Origin of the sequence: Aeromicrobium tamlense, assembly GCF_013408555.1 — a bacterium.
Classification (GTDB): Bacteria; Actinomycetota; Actinomycetes; order Propionibacteriales; family Nocardioidaceae; genus Aeromicrobium; species Aeromicrobium tamlense.
In genome coordinates, this window is the sequence record NZ_JACBZN010000001.1 from 1,575,019 (window position 1) to 1,590,671 (window position 15,653).

19 protein-coding genes are annotated in these 15,653 nt (G+C 67.2%); 15 read left to right on the forward strand and 4 right to left on the reverse strand.

The features are described 5' to 3' along the window. Window position 1 precedes the first annotated feature (1 nt). The 5 genes from BJ975_RS07850 to BJ975_RS07870 are packed head-to-tail and all read left to right on the forward strand — an operon-like array spanning window position 2 to window position 4,487. Entirely contained in the window at window positions 2–184 is a 183-nt protein-coding gene (locus tag BJ975_RS07850) for a hypothetical protein (protein ID WP_179424628.1), read from the forward strand. Beyond that, window positions 153–560, forward strand: coding sequence for a TadE/TadG family type IV pilus assembly protein (locus tag BJ975_RS16950; RefSeq protein WP_179424630.1), 408 nt, complete (start codon window positions 153–155; stop codon window positions 558–560). The genes BJ975_RS07850 and BJ975_RS16950 overlap by 32 nt, the downstream gene beginning before the upstream one ends. Further along, complete coding sequence (locus BJ975_RS16955; protein WP_179424632.1) at window positions 557–982, forward strand: TadE family protein; 426 nt, start codon at window positions 557–559, stop codon at window positions 980–982. Before BJ975_RS16950 ends, BJ975_RS16955 begins: the two co-directional genes overlap by 4 nt. Then, a complete protein-coding gene (locus BJ975_RS07865; RefSeq protein WP_179424634.1) occupies window positions 979–1,401 on the forward strand; it encodes a pilus assembly protein TadG-related protein in 423 nt (140 codons plus the stop codon). The genes BJ975_RS16955 and BJ975_RS07865 overlap by 4 nt, the downstream gene beginning before the upstream one ends. Beyond that, window positions 1,398–4,487, forward strand: a complete 3,090-nt coding sequence (locus BJ975_RS07870) for a LysM peptidoglycan-binding domain-containing protein (RefSeq protein WP_179424637.1) — start codon at window positions 1,398–1,400, stop codon at window positions 4,485–4,487. The genes BJ975_RS07865 and BJ975_RS07870 overlap by 4 nt, the downstream gene beginning before the upstream one ends. 116 nt (window positions 4,488–4,603) lie before the next feature. Here BJ975_RS07870 and BJ975_RS07875 read toward each other — a convergent pair whose 3' ends face one another. The 3 genes from BJ975_RS07875 to BJ975_RS07885 all read right to left on the reverse strand — a co-directional run bounded on the left by BJ975_RS07875 (window position 4,604) and on the right by BJ975_RS07885 (window position 6,696). Further along, window positions 4,604–5,320, reverse strand: a complete 717-nt coding sequence (locus tag BJ975_RS07875; RefSeq protein ID WP_179424639.1) for a hypothetical protein — start codon at window positions 5,318–5,320, stop codon at window positions 4,604–4,606. 184 nt (window positions 5,321–5,504) lie between these two features. Then, entirely contained in the window at window positions 5,505–6,053 is a 549-nt protein-coding gene (locus tag BJ975_RS07880; RefSeq protein WP_179424641.1) for a leucine-rich repeat domain-containing protein, read from the reverse strand. 127 nt (window positions 6,054–6,180) lie between these two features. Then, window positions 6,181–6,696 carry a hypothetical protein gene (locus tag BJ975_RS07885; RefSeq protein ID WP_179424643.1) on the reverse strand — a complete coding sequence of 172 codons (516 nt, stop codon included), beginning with the start codon at window positions 6,694–6,696 and terminating at the stop codon, window positions 6,181–6,183. Window positions 6,697–6,867: 171 nt separating this feature from the next. On the opposite strand from BJ975_RS07885, the gene BJ975_RS07890 reads away from it, so the two are divergent. Next, on the forward strand, window positions 6,868–7,149 hold the full coding sequence (locus BJ975_RS07890; RefSeq protein ID WP_179424645.1) for a hypothetical protein: 282 nt from the start codon (window positions 6,868–6,870) through the stop codon (window positions 7,147–7,149). 5 nt (window positions 7,150–7,154) lie between these two features. Further along, window positions 7,155–8,285, forward strand: a complete 1,131-nt coding sequence (locus BJ975_RS07895; protein WP_179424647.1) for a DUF4062 domain-containing protein — start codon at window positions 7,155–7,157, stop codon at window positions 8,283–8,285. Between the two features lie 52 nt (window positions 8,286–8,337). Here BJ975_RS07895 and BJ975_RS07900 read toward each other — a convergent pair whose 3' ends face one another. Beyond that, window positions 8,338–8,991 carry a hypothetical protein gene (locus tag BJ975_RS07900; protein WP_179424649.1) on the reverse strand — a complete coding sequence of 218 codons (654 nt, stop codon included), beginning with the start codon at window positions 8,989–8,991 and terminating at the stop codon, window positions 8,338–8,340. 561 nt (window positions 8,992–9,552) lie between these two features. Between BJ975_RS07900 and BJ975_RS07905 the strand changes: the two genes are divergently transcribed. The 8 genes from BJ975_RS07905 to BJ975_RS07940 all read left to right on the forward strand — a co-directional run bounded on the left by BJ975_RS07905 (window position 9,553) and on the right by BJ975_RS07940 (window position 15,652). Further along, window positions 9,553–10,467, forward strand: coding sequence for a bifunctional DNA primase/polymerase (locus tag BJ975_RS07905; RefSeq protein WP_179424651.1), 915 nt, complete (start codon window positions 9,553–9,555; stop codon window positions 10,465–10,467). Beyond that, the gene (locus BJ975_RS07910; protein WP_179424653.1) at window positions 10,464–10,817 is read left to right on the forward strand and encodes a hypothetical protein; all 354 of its coding nucleotides are present in this window, start codon (window positions 10,464–10,466) and stop codon (window positions 10,815–10,817) included. The genes BJ975_RS07905 and BJ975_RS07910 overlap by 4 nt, the downstream gene beginning before the upstream one ends. 21 nt (window positions 10,818–10,838) lie before the next feature. Continuing rightward, window positions 10,839–11,675: a hypothetical protein gene (locus BJ975_RS07915; protein ID WP_179424655.1), complete on the forward strand. Its 837-nt coding sequence runs from the start codon at window positions 10,839–10,841 to the stop codon at window positions 11,673–11,675. Then, window positions 11,668–12,648, forward strand: coding sequence for a ParB N-terminal domain-containing protein (locus BJ975_RS07920; protein WP_179424657.1), 981 nt, complete (start codon window positions 11,668–11,670; stop codon window positions 12,646–12,648). The genes BJ975_RS07915 and BJ975_RS07920 overlap by 8 nt, the downstream gene beginning before the upstream one ends. Window positions 12,649–12,752: 104 nt before the next feature. Beyond that, entirely contained in the window at window positions 12,753–13,352 is a 600-nt protein-coding gene (locus BJ975_RS07925; protein WP_179424659.1) for a hypothetical protein, read from the forward strand. A 9-nt stretch (window positions 13,353–13,361) separates the two neighbouring features. After that, window positions 13,362–14,954 (forward strand): M23 family metallopeptidase, encoded by a 1,593-nt coding sequence (locus tag BJ975_RS07930; protein ID WP_179424661.1) that lies wholly within the window; start codon window positions 13,362–13,364, stop codon window positions 14,952–14,954. A gap of 22 nt (window positions 14,955–14,976) precedes the next feature. Continuing rightward, window positions 14,977–15,270 (forward strand): DUF6112 family protein, encoded by a 294-nt coding sequence (locus BJ975_RS07935; protein ID WP_317628304.1) that lies wholly within the window; start codon window positions 14,977–14,979, stop codon window positions 15,268–15,270. Between the two features lie 34 nt (window positions 15,271–15,304). Beyond that, window positions 15,305–15,652, forward strand: a complete 348-nt coding sequence (locus tag BJ975_RS07940; RefSeq protein ID WP_425545966.1) for a DUF6112 family protein — start codon at window positions 15,305–15,307, stop codon at window positions 15,650–15,652. Window position 15,653: the final 1 nt, after the last annotated feature.

Genomic DNA, 15,653 nt, shown 5'->3' on the forward strand with positions numbered 1-15,653 from the left:
CATGAGTCGACTCACCAGCGTGCTGCTCATGCTTCAACTCGCCCTGGACCACGATCGCCGGCGCGACCGCGGATCGGTCACCACCGAGCACGTCCTGTGGGCGGTCGCCGTGATCGCGATCGTCGCCATCGCCGTCGCCGCCATCCGGGCCTATGTCCAGTCACAAGCCGGACAGATCAACTGACCGGCCCGCCGAGCGCGGCTCGGTCACGGTCGAACTGATCATCCTGCTGCCCGCCCTGTTCGCGGTGATGTTCCTGGGCATGCAGGCCGCCCTGTTCCACCACGCCCGCGCCGTGGCGATCGCCGCTGCCCAAGAAGGTGCCCATGCCGCCGCCAGCGAGACCGGCCGCGAATCCGACGGCGTCACCGCCGCCACCGCGTTCATCGCCGACGCCGGCGGTCGCGACGTCCTCACCTCGTCGCGGGCCACCGCCACCCGCACAGCCACCACGGTCTCGGTGACCGTCCGCGGCCGAAGCCTCAGCGTCATCCCCGGCTGGTCGCCCACCGTCACCCAGTCGGCATCGCTGCCCGTCGAACGGCTGACCGCGCCATGACCGCGCGTCCAGAGCACGGCTCGGCCACCATCGAGGCCGTCATCGGACTGCCCGCGTTCATCCTCTTCGTCGGGCTGATCATCTTCGGCGGTCGCACCGCCATCGCCCACGGAGCCGTCGAGTCCGCCGCCGCTGACGCTGCCCGCTCCGCGTCGATCGCCCGCACCAGCGACCACGCCCGCACCGACGCAAACGCCGCTGCCCGCGCCAGCCTGGCCAACCAGCAGATCGACTGCACCCGGATCACGGTCGAGGTCGACGTCTCCGGCTTCGCCACACGCGTCGGCGAACCCGGCTCCGTCGACGTGACCGTCACCTGCCGCGTCGACCTGTCGGACCTGGCCGTCCCCGGTGTCCCCGGCTCCCGGATCATCCGGGCACACACCTCCAGCCCGATCGACACCTGGACGGAACGCTCATGACCTGCCGCGAACGCGAGCGCGGCTCGATCAGCCTGTGGCTCGTCACCACCAGCATCGTGATGACCATCCTGGTCGGTCTGGCCGTCGACCTCGGCGGCCAAGTCCACGCCAAGCAACGCGTCCACAACCTCGCTGCACAAGCGGCGCGCGCCGGTGGCCAACACGTGGCCGCCGCACCGGCCGCCGAAGGCCGCTACCTCGCCGTCGACACCTCGGCTGGCCGATCCGCGGCCCGCGAGTTCCTCTCGGCTGCCGGCGTCAGCGGGTCGGTGTCGGTCCACGATGGCGACACCATCACCGTCCGCGTCGCCGACACGTACCGCCCCAAGTTCTTGAGTCTCGTCGGCATCGGTGACCTGCCGGTGACCGGGCGCGCGTCGGCGCGCCTCGTCCGCACCATGGAAGGGAACGAACAATGACCGGTCAACGCCTGCGCGGCCTTGCCGCGACCCTTGCCATCGTCGTCCTGGTCGCCGGCGTGCCCGTCCTCATGCTGGCGATCGGCGCCACCCCATCGCCAGACGAGGTCATCGACCTGCCCAGCCTCCTCACTCGGCGTGACGACGGCACCCTGGCTCTGCTGCTGCTCACCCTCGCCGTCTGGGCTGCCTGGGCTGTCGTCGCCGCCACCCTGGTGACCGAGATCGTCGCCCAGATTCGCGGCTTCCGGATCCCAGCGTTGCCCGGTCTCGCCCTCCCACAACAGACCGCCCGGAAGCTCGTGACAGTCGCCGCCTTGGCCTTCATAGCCACACCCGGAACCGTTCCCACCCTCCCGGTCCCGGCGACTCACGCCGCCGTTCCTGTCCCGCGGCTCGACGCCGAACCTCCCGCGGCCGCACCCACGGCTCCGCCACCCCGCGAGGCCGACCCGCCAGCAGCGGAACACGTCGAGCCGGATCCGCCCACCACGACCTACACGACAAGGCGCGGCGACAGTCTGTGGAAGATCGCCCAGCAGCTACTCGGCGACGGCACCCGCTACGCCGAGCTGATCGACCTCAACCACGACGTCCTGGGCGACCGACCCGACTTCCTCCCCATCGGGCTCGCGCTACGCGTCCCCATGACCGAGGACACCCACGCCCGCAGGACCGCGGGCAACTACGCCGTCCAAGCAGGTGACACCCTCTGGGACATCGCCGACCGCGAACTCGGCGACCCGGAACGCTATCGCGAGATCTTCGACGCCTCCACACACATCGCGCAGCCCGACGGCGGCCGACTGACCGACCCAGACCTGATCATGCCCGGCTGGACACTCGCCCTCCCGGCTACGGGAGGGCCCGCAGCGCGCGACCCGGCGACGCAGAAGCACACTGATCCCTCCCACCCCGATGACTCCCAGCATGAAACGGGACCCACCCGCTCGCCGCACTCGGTCGAGCAGACGACCGAGGCCGTCATCGACGTGACACCGTCATCGACTCCTTCCGCCTCCGTAGCCGATGGTGAGGGTTCGTCCGGGTGGTTGGTCCCCGGCTTAGCGGCAGGTGGAACCGTGCTGGCGGGATGCCTGTTCCTGGCGCTGCGAGCACTTCGCCGCGCCCAGCTGCGTTACCGCCGTCCCGGCCAGGTCCTGGCGCCAACGCCGACCGACCTCCAGCCGACCGAGAAGACCGCCGTCGAAGTCGGTGCCGGCGTCGCACGCACTCTGGAGTTCCTCGACCGCGCCCTGCGGCATCTGGCCGCTGAGTTCGACGGCCGCGCTGAACCTCATCCGAAACTCGAGCGCGTCTCCCTGACCGCCGAGACGCTGGACGTCCACCTCGCCGAACCCGCCACCATCCCAGCGCCAGCACCGTGGTCCGCCAGAGCAGGGCGGTGGACGCTCACCACCGGCGCCGACATCCCGGACATCGACACTCTGCCTCCCTACCCGCTGCTCGTGAGCGTCGGCCAGAGCGACGCTGGCGCACTCGAACTGCTCAATCTCGAACGCTTCGGCAGTATCGATCTGACCGGCGACACCGAGCGAGTGGACGCCCTCGCCCGCCACCTCGTCGCGGAGCTCGCGCTGAGCCCTTGGTCCGTCCTCGTCGAGGTCCACACCGTCGGCATCGCTTCGGAACTACAAGGGCTCGATGACCTCCGCCTGCACCACCACGCCGAGGCTGTCGACATCAGAGCGCTAGTCGATCAGATCCGCGTATCGCACGCCGCCGATTCAGGAGATCCAGACCCCTTCCGGGTCGTCATCGCCGCCAGCGGCATCGACGTCGGTGAGTTGCGTGATCTCGTCGCTGCCCCTGCGCAACGGCTCGGCGTCGCGGTGGTCGCGATGGGCTCGTCTGCGAGGCCCGCCGCAATGACCCTGCAGGTCGACTCGGCGGGTCGACTCCGCATCGATGGGTCGAACCGAAGACTGCAGGCTGCAGGACTGACGACGTCCGAGGCGACGACGTGCGCTGCCATCGTCGACGCCGCCCGCCAGACCCCTACCGTGCCCGTCCCGGTCTTCGAAGACCCCGTCGACGACCTGCAGGCCCTTATCGACCAAGCAGGGGCTGTCCGCGAGGACCTCGTCCAGCCGCGCCCCTCGGGGCCCGCCGGCGATCGCTCTCTCCTGCCCGACACAACTGCGGACTACGCAGACGCTGCCGCCACTACCGCCGAGGACGTCGCCGAGCTCGCGCCGATCATCCCGCAAGACGTGGCCGAGGAGGTGCTCGACGCAGACCCCGATCTCGACCGTGACCTCGCCGCCTGGCGCGACCCTGAGGCCCGTCTCCCCAAACTCACCGTTCTTGGTCCGGTGGCCCTCTCTGCCCACGGGTCGACCGCGCCCTCCGAGCGACGCCGGCCGGTGCTCCTCGAACTCGCCGCGTACATCGCCCTGCACCCCGAAGGAGTGGTGTCTCGAGAACTCGCAGAGGTGTTTCGCCGTAGTGAATCGCGCATGCGCAATGACGTCAGGGACCTCCGTGCCTGGCTCGGGTCGAGCCCCATCACCGGCCTCCCCCACCTGCCCGCAGGCGACGCGTCCCGCCTCTACCAAGAAACCGGCACCCCTGGTTACCAAGTCGACGACCTCCTCGTCGACCTCGAGTTGTTTCGCCGCCTCAGAGCACGCGGGCACGCCCGCGGCGCCGAAGGACTCGACGACTTGCTCGCCGCTCTCCGTCTCGTCACCGGCCCACCGTTTGCCCTCCCGAGCGGCCACGGATGGAGCTGGCTCTACGACGACAATCGAATCCACGAGACCGCCGCGACCGCAATAGCCGACGTCGCTCACCTCGTCGTTGCGCGAACCATGACTGAAGGCAACATCGAGACAGCCAGGGCCGCAGCGCAGATCGCGTGCTCCGCGATCCCTTTCGACGAGGTATGCCAGCTGGACCTCTTGAAGGTCGCGTTCGCTGAGGGACACACCCAGGCCGCAACTGAGATGCTGGACCGCGACGTGCTCAACCGCACGGATGAGTACATCGGCACGGTCGAACCGCCGGATCGAACCAGGACCATCACCAGCACGCCGGACTGGAAGAAGCGCCGCACGTCCTAAGCGACTCGCTCCGCCATGCCAGCTCGGTCCGCGTAAATGCAGCCGTGGGGCATATGCGGCGAAAAGACGCAGACTCCTACGTCACCGATTCCGGCACCCCGGGACAGCCCCTGACGCTATCCAAAATGGCGGCGGAAGCGCTGCGTCTCGCCTCGGATTACGGCGCGAAACCCGCCTTGTTCGTACGCATGGCGCGCGTCGTACCAGTGGTCAACGCGATCACGGCGCCGCTCGGCTCGCAGTTGATCGGTGGATAGGACTTTGAGACCACTACTCGACGTCCACTTCTTCTGAAGGTCGCGAATCTGGCGAACTACCGAGACCAGGTCGGCCGCGTCGTCTCGCGGCGGGACCGTGTGCTTGTACGGGGACAGATCTAGAAGCAAGGGAGGATCCCGATGCACCTTCCCAGCCATGTCCTCGTAGGTCACGTGCACTTCATATGAGAGCGGAGCGGTCTGATCCTCGTCGAAGAATGCTGGCCCGGAACCAAGCGGGAGACGGATGCTCCGTCCCGGCGCCATCATCGGAATCGGCTGATCGAAGATGGAGAAGTTCGCAGAGCGCCGGTCGTTGGGTGGAACGAGTTCCTTGTCGAACGACACGGTGACATCCCGGGCAGGGTTCCTACCTGTGTTGCGAACCTCAAGGAACACGGACAAGCCCTTGAAGTAGAAGTCCACGATCACATACGGCCGGTACTCGAGTTCCCGTAGACGCCGCGATTCACGGAGTTGGCGAATCGCGATAACGCCGAGAACGATGTAGACGATTAGCGCGCCGACGCCGCCGAATGCCGCCCACTCGGACGCTTGCCACGTTCTGAAGTCCACAGCGCGACAGTATGCGATGGGTCCGCCATGGCCTCCGGACCAGATGGAGCTTCGGTGGGTTGGGTGGCGGGGCTGTCTCGCCGATGTGTGACGGCACGACGTGCTGGGACTAGTCGCCGATATGCAGCGAAAGGACGCGCTACGCGCCCTGGAGCTACGTGTCCTGGAACGCACGAGACGGCGTCTAAATCCAGTCAGCGATACCTGGAGATGGGGCGAAACCGTCGCTTACGCCTGAGCGATCGTAGTACCTCGTTACCTCTGCCTTCGGATACTTCGACACTCGAACGCTGACAAGCGCTGGTGCCTTCTCAAGCTCGTGCAGAGACTTGCTTGCGGGGCGGATACCGAACAACTCCAAGTGTTTGAGATTCGGCGGTAGCGTCAGCGGTCGAAGTGAAATGACCTCCGTGACCTTCCCGGACGAGTCCCAACTCGGCAGCGTGGATAGGCGCAAGGTGCGGAGGTTGGTCAGTCGCCCCAAGGGCTCCAGGTCAGTCACACCGGGCATGTGGAGGACGCTGAGGTACTTCAACCTGGAGAGTGAGCCGATCGGCTCCAGATCGCGGTCCGGGTACGAGGCGACGACCAGGGTTTCGAGATTCTGGTAGTGCTGCCCGATTGATGTGAGTGACGCGTAGTTGCAGTGCCAGACGCGCAGAGCTTGGACGAAGGCAGTCTCAGGATCTGTCGGCAACGTCTTGGATCTGTCGCGCATTAGGTCCCGAATCACGGCGTCAGCGTAGTCCCACTACGAGGTTGTCGAAGGCCTCGGAAAGAACGCTGCCTTCGCGGCGGTATGACGCGCCATCTTGCGAACCCGGGCGGGCCAGCGTCCGGAGTGTCCCGGAATCCAGCACCTAGCCTGCGGACGACGCACGCTGTTTCAGCGTCTTCAGCACAATGCCCGCGAACTCCTCAGCTTCGTCGCTGCCCGCGCCGGGCAAGGTGAAGGCGCCGGCGTCATGTTCGATGACCCACCCTGCGTTCGCTTCCAGGAGTTGGGGCGGACCCCAGTACTGAGTTTGGGAAACACGAACCCCGGTGACCGAGTTGAGCGGGAACGTTCGCGCATCCACTTGGGCGGCGGGTTCGTCACGCCGCATGAACCCGCGGTGGAGTTCGAGGTACCAGTCGCGAGCAGGCCCGACTCCGCTCACCACGGTCACCATTGAGCCGTCTAAGGACGCGATGTTCCACAGAGTGGGCTCGTCGTCCTTCTGCTGGATGAACTCGGCAACCAGCAGCTGCGGCTCCAGGCCGGCGAGCAGCATGAACGGGTGCAGGACCTCGAACGGCGGCGCGCACCCGCGGGTCGTTCGGAACGAACTGAATCGTTCGACTAGGACCTTGGTTTTCTCGGCGTCGAATCGCATGAGCCAACTCCAGCACGTGCCTCCGACACAATGAGGCGCCATCGCGCTGGTCGTTGGGGTTGCCCGGGCCCGTAATTTGTCGGTGGTTCTTCCTAACCTTGTTCTCGGAGGGTCGAACCAGGTGATGCTGAGGGGGGTGTCGAACAGGTGGCTACTACTTTGAGTTCGCATGTGGCGGTCAAGGTGAAGGCACAGCTGCGGTGCGGGCGGTGCGGCGAAACTCCAGGGCTGTGTGCGCCCGTCCGTGTCGCGGCACCACCGTCGGTGCGTTGCGACCACCCGACCCACACCTCAGCCGACCACGACGCAGCCGGTGAAATCGTGTGCCCGATCTGCTCGGTCCCCTGGCGCCTCTCCGACGACCTCCTCACCGTCCTCCTCGAAGAGGAGATCTACCGAAACGCCGACCGCTGCCAGCGGAACGGTGTTGTTGAGGTCCGGTGCGGATACTGATGACCATGAAGGTCTTCATCTCCTCGGTCCGCCGCGGCCTCGCCTCCGAACGCGATTACCTGCCCGACCTCATCCGAGCCACCGGGAACGTTCCGATGCGGTTCGAAGACTTCGGCGCCCAAGACCTCACCAGCCGCGGCGCCTGCCTCGGTGGTGTCCAGGACGCAGACGTGTACCTCCTCATCCTCGGCGCCGAGTACGGCACCGAGATGGGCGACAGCGGCGTCGCCGCCACCGAAGAAGAGTTCAACGTCGCCATGGAACGCGGCATCCCCATCCTGGTTTTCGTCAAAGCCGGCATCGACCCCGAACCTGCCCAGCAGGACTTCATGGACCGGGTCGGGAACTACCAGGAAGGGCGCTTCTGGGCCGGGTTCGCCGACAACGCCGAACTTGGCGTGCGCGTCACCAAAGCCCTGAACGAGCAGCAGATTCCAGCGCCGCCGTTCCAACAGGTAGCCCTCACTCACCAGGTCGAGGTCGCGTGGCGCTCCCAGCAGAGCTCCATCCCCGGCATCCGGGACAGCCACACCCCGGTCCTCGAGGTTCACGTCGCGCCCATCGAGCCGACACCACTGCGGCCGGTCGCAGCACTCGGCGACCTCGCCGTCCGCCTCGCCGGCGACGCACGCCAGCAGGGGTTCTTCGGGCACGGCGACCCGCTCGACATCGACTCAGACACCAACTACGCCTGGGCGGTCCGTGTCGACGACGGCCAACGCCGCGGCGGCGGATGGAACGAGCTCCGCACCGACCCGTACGCAGGCATCTACGTTTCCCGCCCCGGCGCCGTCACCATCTTCCAAGCGCTCCCCAGAGACACCATGGGCGCAATGGTCGACGACAACGACCTCACCCAGCGCTTCACCGTTCTCCTGCGACACCTCGTCGCGTACCTCCCGGCGTCGGCGAACATCACAATCGCCGCAGCCATCGACCCCGCCGACAGCGTGACCCTCGGGGACCCCACCGCTGTCGGGCACCGTAACAGCGGAACGATGGGTGCCTTCGGCCGCGGCCCTATCTACGCACCGCCAGCGGACCAGATCGCGACCAGCACCCTCGGAACGCACCTGCACGAGGTCGCCCGCGACTTGGCCGCTCGCATCGTTCAGCAGCTCCGCGACACCCGCTGACGGGGAGTGGCTTCCCAGCCAGTTGATGCACCCCGCTGGCCCTTCTGCCTGTTTAGTCCTGCGTTCGGCGCTGGCGGTCTTCGTCAATCGCTCGCTTGGTTCTCAGGCGCCCCCAGTGCTCGAAGAGTGAGTCCGGAAGAAGTTGCGCGGACAGTTCCCACCACTCGTCAGCCTCGGACCATCGTTGGGCAACAGCATCCGCATCCAAGTGCCGGGTCGTCACGCTGTTCTCAATCGTGTTCCGAGCATCGGCAATCAGCTCTTCGTCGGTCTTCGAGGCATAGGTCGGGTTGACCTGTGCCATGGCCTTGCGCCAGTTCGCCCGCGCGACCGGGTTCTCGATGACGTCTCGCATCGTCTCGCGCGTCCTGTCCGTGGTCCTGTTGTAGGCCGACGGGTCCTCTTTGCCACGCACAAAGTCGTCAAGGTCCCGCTTCAGCGCACGAATCAAGAAATCCTCGGCGACACCGCCGTCGTTGATCGCAACCTCTAGAACCTCCCGCAGCGCACCCATCGCATCGCCACGAGCCATGTGTTCAGGGAAGAAACCAGCGGTGAAGTTCAACAACGTGAACGACCCGTAGGTATGCCACCAGTGCGGCTCCAGCTCGGTTTCCCTGTCGAGAAACTGGATGAACAACTCGACGAGTTCGCCAGGCACGCCGCTTATACGTGGACGCGCGCCATGTCCTGCGCCTGAACTCATGAAACAACCCTAGCCACAGGGACACGCAAAGAACGTGGCCGACGAACACGATATCCGCCGCAACTACCGGACGCCGCCTTCGTCGACGAACACCACTTGCTCGCCCTCTTCGTCCCCACGCAGAACAGCGATTCCGGGATCGCGGCCGTGCGTCATTCTGGGCGGAAGGCAGCATGGCGTTCTGCAGCAAGAATGGGGGAACCCTGCTCGATGTCGCGGCGGCCCGGCCCAAATCGAGCACCCGTTTGCGATCACTTCGGACGTGAATTGTCCCGCGTTCGTCCACCGGGGTGCCCCCGCGGCGTCGCGACGCGTCGCGCCATCCGCCGTCGCTGACCGGTCCCGGTCCGCTCATGAATGTCCCACATAGGAGTCTGGCTCGCATCGGTTTCTGAACAGGGGGTGTTCGGGGGTGTTCGCGTGGCGAGGGGCCTGAACTTTCTGAACAAATTTGCGAACGGCCTCTGATCTGCGGAAACGCTTCGCGAACGCCCCCAACAGTCCGGTCGCGTTCAGGGCGTTCGGACCGGGAATCGCCGGTGCTGGGTGCACATTCAGGGCATGAGGAGAGTCCAGAAGCCACCAGCGCCGGCGGATCGCTGGGGAGCTGAACTACACGAGGCACTCGCGCTCGCCTCGTCCCAAGCGGATGCGTTGAGTTTGTTGTTGAGTCGGCACATTCCCGTGTTTCCCTGCGTGCCGGGCGGGAAGACTCCGCTGACGGCGCATGGGTTCCACGACGCGACCGCCGACATCGCGCAAGTCGGCCCGTGGTGGACGCGGTGGCCTGACGCCAACATCGGCGTACCGACCGGAGCGCGGTCGGGCATCGATGTTGTGGACGTGGATGTTCACCCTCTTGGTTCGGGGTTCGCTGCGTTCGAGCGTGCGCGCCTCGAGGGTCTGGTCGATGGCTGGTCGTGGCTGGTGCGGACGCCGTCGGGCGGGGTCCACGCGTACTTCCCGAGTGAGCCGGGTCGTGAGCAGCGGTCGTGGCAGGTGCCCGGCAAGCACATCGACTTCCGCGGCGACGGCGGTTACATCATCGTGCCGCCGTCGGCGGTCGCGGACTCCGACGGATCCGGTGGCGTGTACAGGTCCATCGCGGTCGCCACCCATCACGAACCCGCTCCCATGGACGCGCGAGCGTTGCGCGCATTCCTGGATCCACCGAAGCCCATGGCCAGACCGATCGACGCGCCAGCTCTCGACGCTCGACCGGAGCGACTCGCAGCATGGGTGGCGAGTCGGCATGAGGGCGGAAGGAATGCTGGCTTGTTCTGGGCGGCGTGCCGGATGGTCGAGCAAGGTCTCGACTTTCCCACCACGGCGGCGATGCTGAGTCGAGCCGGCTGCGAGGCGGGCTTGTCCGAACGGGAGTCGATCACCACCATCCGCTCGGCCTACCGGGTCGCAGCCCCAGCAGCGGCCCCTTGCGCGAACCGATCGATCCCCGTCGAGGCAGTCGGACGATGAACACGCAACAGCGGTACCAACGTCGCGTCGACCGTTCCGCTCGCGAGAACGGCGTCTCGCCGGTCCTGGTTGGCCCTTCGGAGGACGCCATTTCTGGGGATCTGACGAAGCCGGGCTCGCTTGGACAATCGCCCTCGATGAACAGACCGCGCCGGACTATCGCCTGGGTGCGCGTCAGCGAACTGCACGCCGTGCTGGGGTCGCGCGCCGTCGGGCGAGGCATCGATCTGCAGAACGAACTGGCAAGCCGGGCGCGCGCGGCACGCACCCAGCAGAATCACGTCGCGAGTCTCCACGATGACGCGCCCGCGGCCATCGGCCGCACCAGCCGCTCCGGCACACGTGAGTGATCGGACGGAGGGTCGAACGCTATGACTGTCCATGCGGATCTCGAGTCCACCGAGGGACTGCGGTTCCTGTTGCTGCGCCTCGCCTACTCCGGGCCACGCGCATGGCAGGACGAAGCCGAGGCAACCGAGCTGGTCGAATTCCTGACGACCAAGTACGGCGCTCTCGCCCGCAAGTACGGCCTGGAGCCGGCTGACGCAGCGGCCGCCGCTTTCGACGTCATGCGCACCAGGTCGGCCCGAGTCGCCGACGACACGTGGGCGGTCATCACCCGCGCCGTGCAGCTGACGCTGATCTACGAGGCGCGGGCGCAAGGACTCCTGTGTTCGAACCAAGCAGCTCGGCGGCCCGAGCTGGCGGACTGCCATGACGCGGAGCGGTTCAGCGACCGCGAGCGAGCTCTCGCGGAGTTCCATCCCGCATTCCATGTCCACGACACCGAGACCTCCCCTGACACCAGCGACGACCGCCTTGAGGAGTCGACCAACTCCTTCGTCGCGCTGGATCGAGCGGTCGAACTGTTCACCGAGAACGGCTGGCCGCCGGCCGCGGCCCGAATGGTCCTGGAGTACGTGTGCTCCCAGTTGAGTAGCTGCGGGGACCGCCAGCGCGCCTACGAGTACCTCCGCCGCGACGTCCGAGGTCGCCGCCAGTTGGACCTGGACCAGCGGTCGTGGATCCGCTTGCTGCGCGTGGTGCTGGGTGACCCGCGCCGAGACTTCGCGGGCACCCGCCTGGGACGCGGCGTCCTCCTCCGACTCTGCTTGGGTGAAGAACTCGCCGAGCTGTGCTGCGACGACGAGGTCACCGCGATCATCTGGGAATCGTCACCGACGGCTGCGGGAGACGCTCATGCCTGAGACCGCGGGCCACATCGACCTCGAGCGCCGGACGGACTCGATCCGGGTCGGCGTCAGGCACCGTCGCACCACCGGCGACCTGTCCGCGTTGGTGGCGTCGATCGGACGCGTGGGCCTGTTGCAGCCGATCACGATCACCCCGGACGGTCTGCTCATCTGCGGATATCGCCGCTTGGAAGCGGTGAAGCAACTGGGGTGGCGCACCCTTCGGGTTTGGGTGCGGCCTGGGCTGTCCGATGACCTGGCTCGTCTGCTGGCCGAGCGCGATGAGAACACCACGCACAAGCCGCTCACCGCGCTGGAAGCCGCCGCACTCTACGACGAAGTCAAGACGCTGCTGAGTGAGGATGCCGCTCGTCGCCAGCAGCTCTCCCGATTCGGTCGCGAAGATGACGTTTGCGCAGGTCAGCCCGGTGCCGCCGAATCGGCGGCACCGCGGCGCGGCCACGGAGACGTGCGCCGGCAGGCCGCGGAGTTGGTGACACACCGGGCGTCCTACAACCAGCTGGAACAGATCCTGCAGATGGAGCGTGTGGCGGCCGATCGGGGCCGTCCGGCGGACGTGCGCAAAGTCGCCGAAGACGAACTCGAACAGATCCGCAACGGCGGCGCAGTCGATCCGAGCTACCAGCGGTTGCGCGCGGTGGTGACAGCGGCGGAGCAACGACCCACGCCCGCCGACGATTTCGATGAGATGGCCGCCGCCGCTTTGGCACGGAAGAAGGAAGAGGACCGGCGACGTGCCCGCCAGAACAAGGCCCGGCGCGCGGCGAGTCTCGCGTCGATCAGGCGAAGCCCGCGATCCTTCACGCTGCTGTGGGCCGAGATGTTGGGCTGGACAGGTCGATACGACGCCGAACAGCTCGCCCGGGAGATCAAGGACGACGACTGGCAGCTGTTCCGCAACGTCCTGGACGAGTCGACCGCGTTCGCCCGTGAAGTCGAGGCACTTCGGACGGGAATCGCCACCTGAGTGGTGCCACCTCTACCGAAGGTCCCACCGTGCTCAGTCTATCCCTCACTCGTCATCGCCCCCGTCTGCTCATCCCGGCCGCGGCGGGCGTGTCTGTCATGTTGATGCTCGGCGCCGTCGTCATCGCGTTCACTTCGCGGCCGTCCGAGCCCGCCACCCGTCCCGGAGTCGCATCACTGCCCGCGATGTCAGCTACGGCCACAGACGCCCAGATCGGCTCAACCACAGTGAGCGTCCCGCGCACTGCCGACCCGCGGCAGTTCGTGCGTGACGTCGCCGTCGCAATCTTCGCCTGGGACACCCGGACCGCGTCATGGCCCGAGGAGCTCATCGAGCCGTTCCTGAAGATCGCGGATCCGACCGGTGAGTCCTCCCCCGGGCTCGTCTCAGACCTGGCCAGCTACCTCCCGACCCAAGCCGCGTGGGTGGACCTGCGTCGCTACAAGACTCGCCAGCGCCTCGACGTCGCGGCGGTCATCACCCCGAAGCTCTGGGCCACCGCAATCGAGCAGGCCGACGGTGAGCTCGCACCCGGGACAGCCGCGTTCACCGTCGAGGGCACGCGGCATCGCAGCGGCATGTGGGAAGGTCGGCGGGTTGCCTCCGAGCACGACGTCGCGTTCACGGTCTTCGTCGTCTGCGCGCCGACGTATCCCACCTGCCATCTGCTGCGGTTGTCGCGACTCGACGACCCGCTCGAGTAGGACGCCGGGATGCGAGTCCTGGTCGTGGGTGCACTGGTCTCAGTCCTGTTCGGACCAGCGGCCGTCCTGCTGAGCGTGGGCCTGCTGGTGAACCCGGCTGCACAGGCATCGTGTCTGACGGGCGAACCAGCGTTGAGGGTTGGCCCGGTTCCGGATCATCTCGACGCAAGGACCGCCGACGGGACATCGGTCCGTCTGGACCGCCGGCAACTCACCCACGCGGCGACGCTCGTCCAGGTCGGGAGCCGCCTGGACGGCGTCGGCCGCCACGGGATCACCATCGCTCTGATGGCTGCGTTGACGGAGTCGGGGCTGCGGATGCTCGCGAACTCTCGCGCCCACCCCGACTCGATGTCGTTCCCCCACGATGGCGACGGCAGTGACCACGACAGCCTCGGCCTGTTCCAGATGCGCCCCAGCACCGGTTGGGGACGAGTGCCGAAGCTGATGGACCCGACGTATCAGGCGCGCGCTTTCTTCGGCGGCCCGACCGGGCCAAACCGCGGGTCACCGCGCGGGCTCCTCGACATCCCCGGCTGGAAGACGATGCCCACGGGTGCCGCTGCGCAAGCAGTCGAAGTCTCGGCATACCCCGACCGATACGCGAACTGGCAACCCGTCGCGACCCGCATCATCGCAGCGCTCACCGCCGCGAACTCCGCCGCCAGAAGCGAACCGGAGTCGAGCCGAGTGGTGTTTCCACTCCCCCGCGGTTCCTGGATCCGCACGAGCGGATTCGGAATGCGGCGGCACCCCATCACCGACGTCCACAAGCTCCACACCGGCGCTGACTACGCCGCCCCGGCAGGGACGGCGATCCTCGCGGCAGCCGACGGCCGCGTGACTTTCACCGGCGCTGCGGCGGGATACGGGAACCTGATCCTGATCGAGCACACGGTCGACGGCCGACGCATCGCGACCGGATACGCGCACATGTACGCCGACGGCATTCACGTACGGGCCGGTGACCTGGTGACGGCCGGCGAGCGAATCGCCGACGTCGGCGTTGCCGGCTACTCCACCGGCGCCCATCTGCACTTCGAAGTCCGCCCCGGCGGCTCCGACGCCGCACCCATTGACCCCGAACCGTGGCTCGCCGCCGGTGGCGCCTCCGAACTCACAACCGACGCACCCGGGACCGGAACGAGCTGCGCCACACAGGCGGACGACGCCGCGAGCTTTGACGGGGCAAGCCCGGGTCAACTCGTCGACGACCCCACGACCTCCGGCCGCATCACCGCCCGCACCGCTCACGTTCTCCAGCAGGTCAAGCAACGCTTCCCCGGATCGTCGTGGGCTTGTTGGCGACCCGGCAACCCACGCAACAACGATCACACGGCCGGCCGCGCTTGCGACGGCACCTTCGGCAACGCCATCGGCACCCGCGCCACCGGCGCCGCCCTCGATGCCGGCTGGAGAACGACGAACTGGCTCAAGGCGAACGCCGAGCGGCTCGGTATCGAGTACCTCATCTGGCAAGGCCGGATCTGGTCCGTCAGCCGCGCCGCGGAGGGATGGCAGCCGTATGACGGCGGCGGCACGTTCGACCCCAGATCAGTCACCGGCGGACACTACGACCACCTGCACGTCACCGTCTCCTGACCGGCGTACGCACCTGCATGACGTGACCCAACGACTCTCCTTCGCCGCAGGACTGACGAACCCGGACTTCGGGGCGGTTGGCTCCTCCTCGACGCTGCGCCACCTCGTCGGGGCACTGCTGGCCTACGGCCTGCTGACCGCCGTGCTGATGATCGTCGTCTGCGCAGCGATGTGGGCACTCGCTTCAGCGCAAGGCAGCTGGCACGCCGCCAGCAAGGCCAAGACCGGCATCGTCGTCGCCCTCGCAGGAGCTGTGCTCACCGGTGGCGCGCTCGCGTGGGCGAACTGGCTCCTCGATCTCGGAGCCACGCTTTGAACTCTCGCGCCGCCGCCGGGCAACCAGCGCACCTGTGGAGCAGGACCGAACCCGCCAGGAGGCGACCGTGCTGACCCTCAACCCGACCCGACTTGCGACCCGTCTGCCGGCCAACGTCGACATCGACCCGAACTCCAACGGGCTCCCGGGGATCCGCCAGCTCAGTTCCATCGTCGGCGCCTCGATGACCGTCGGGCTGATCCTGGCGGTGCTCGCGGTCGTCATCTCCGCGATCGTGTGGGCGCTCGGCGCCAACTCGTCCAACCCGCACATGGCCGGCCGCGGCAAGCTCGGCGTGCTGGTCGGGCTAGGAGCGGCGATCGTCACGGGCGCATCCGTCGCGCTGGTGAACTTCTTCTGGAACGTCGGCCAGGCGGTCTGAC

Coding starts and splice junctions, on each gene's coding strand:
- BJ975_RS07850 (WP_179424628.1), top strand. CDS start 2: ATGAGTCGACTCACCAGCGTGCTGCTCATGCTTCAACTCGCCCTGGAC.
- BJ975_RS16950 (WP_179424630.1), top strand. CDS start 153: ATGTCCAGTCACAAGCCGGACAGATCAACTGACCGGCCCGCCGAGCGC.
- BJ975_RS16955 (WP_179424632.1), top strand. CDS start 557: ATGACCGCGCGTCCAGAGCACGGCTCGGCCACCATCGAGGCCGTCATC.
- BJ975_RS07865 (WP_179424634.1), top strand. CDS start 979: ATGACCTGCCGCGAACGCGAGCGCGGCTCGATCAGCCTGTGGCTCGTC.
- BJ975_RS07870 (WP_179424637.1), top strand. CDS start 1,398: ATGACCGGTCAACGCCTGCGCGGCCTTGCCGCGACCCTTGCCATCGTC.
- BJ975_RS07885 (WP_179424643.1), bottom strand. CDS start 6,696: ATGCGATTCGACGCCGAGAAAACCAAGGTCCTAGTCGAACGATTCAGT.
- BJ975_RS07895 (WP_179424647.1), top strand. CDS start 7,155: ATGAAGGTCTTCATCTCCTCGGTCCGCCGCGGCCTCGCCTCCGAACGC.
- BJ975_RS07900 (WP_179424649.1), bottom strand. CDS start 8,991: ATGAGTTCAGGCGCAGGACATGGCGCGCGTCCACGTATAAGCGGCGTG.
- BJ975_RS07905 (WP_179424651.1), top strand. CDS start 9,553: ATGAGGAGAGTCCAGAAGCCACCAGCGCCGGCGGATCGCTGGGGAGCT.
- BJ975_RS07910 (WP_179424653.1), top strand. CDS start 10,464: ATGAACACGCAACAGCGGTACCAACGTCGCGTCGACCGTTCCGCTCGC.
- BJ975_RS07915 (WP_179424655.1), top strand. CDS start 10,839: ATGACTGTCCATGCGGATCTCGAGTCCACCGAGGGACTGCGGTTCCTG.
- BJ975_RS07920 (WP_179424657.1), top strand. CDS start 11,668: ATGCCTGAGACCGCGGGCCACATCGACCTCGAGCGCCGGACGGACTCG.
- BJ975_RS07925 (WP_179424659.1), top strand. CDS start 12,753: ATGCTCGGCGCCGTCGTCATCGCGTTCACTTCGCGGCCGTCCGAGCCC.
- BJ975_RS07930 (WP_179424661.1), top strand. CDS start 13,362: ATGCGAGTCCTGGTCGTGGGTGCACTGGTCTCAGTCCTGTTCGGACCA.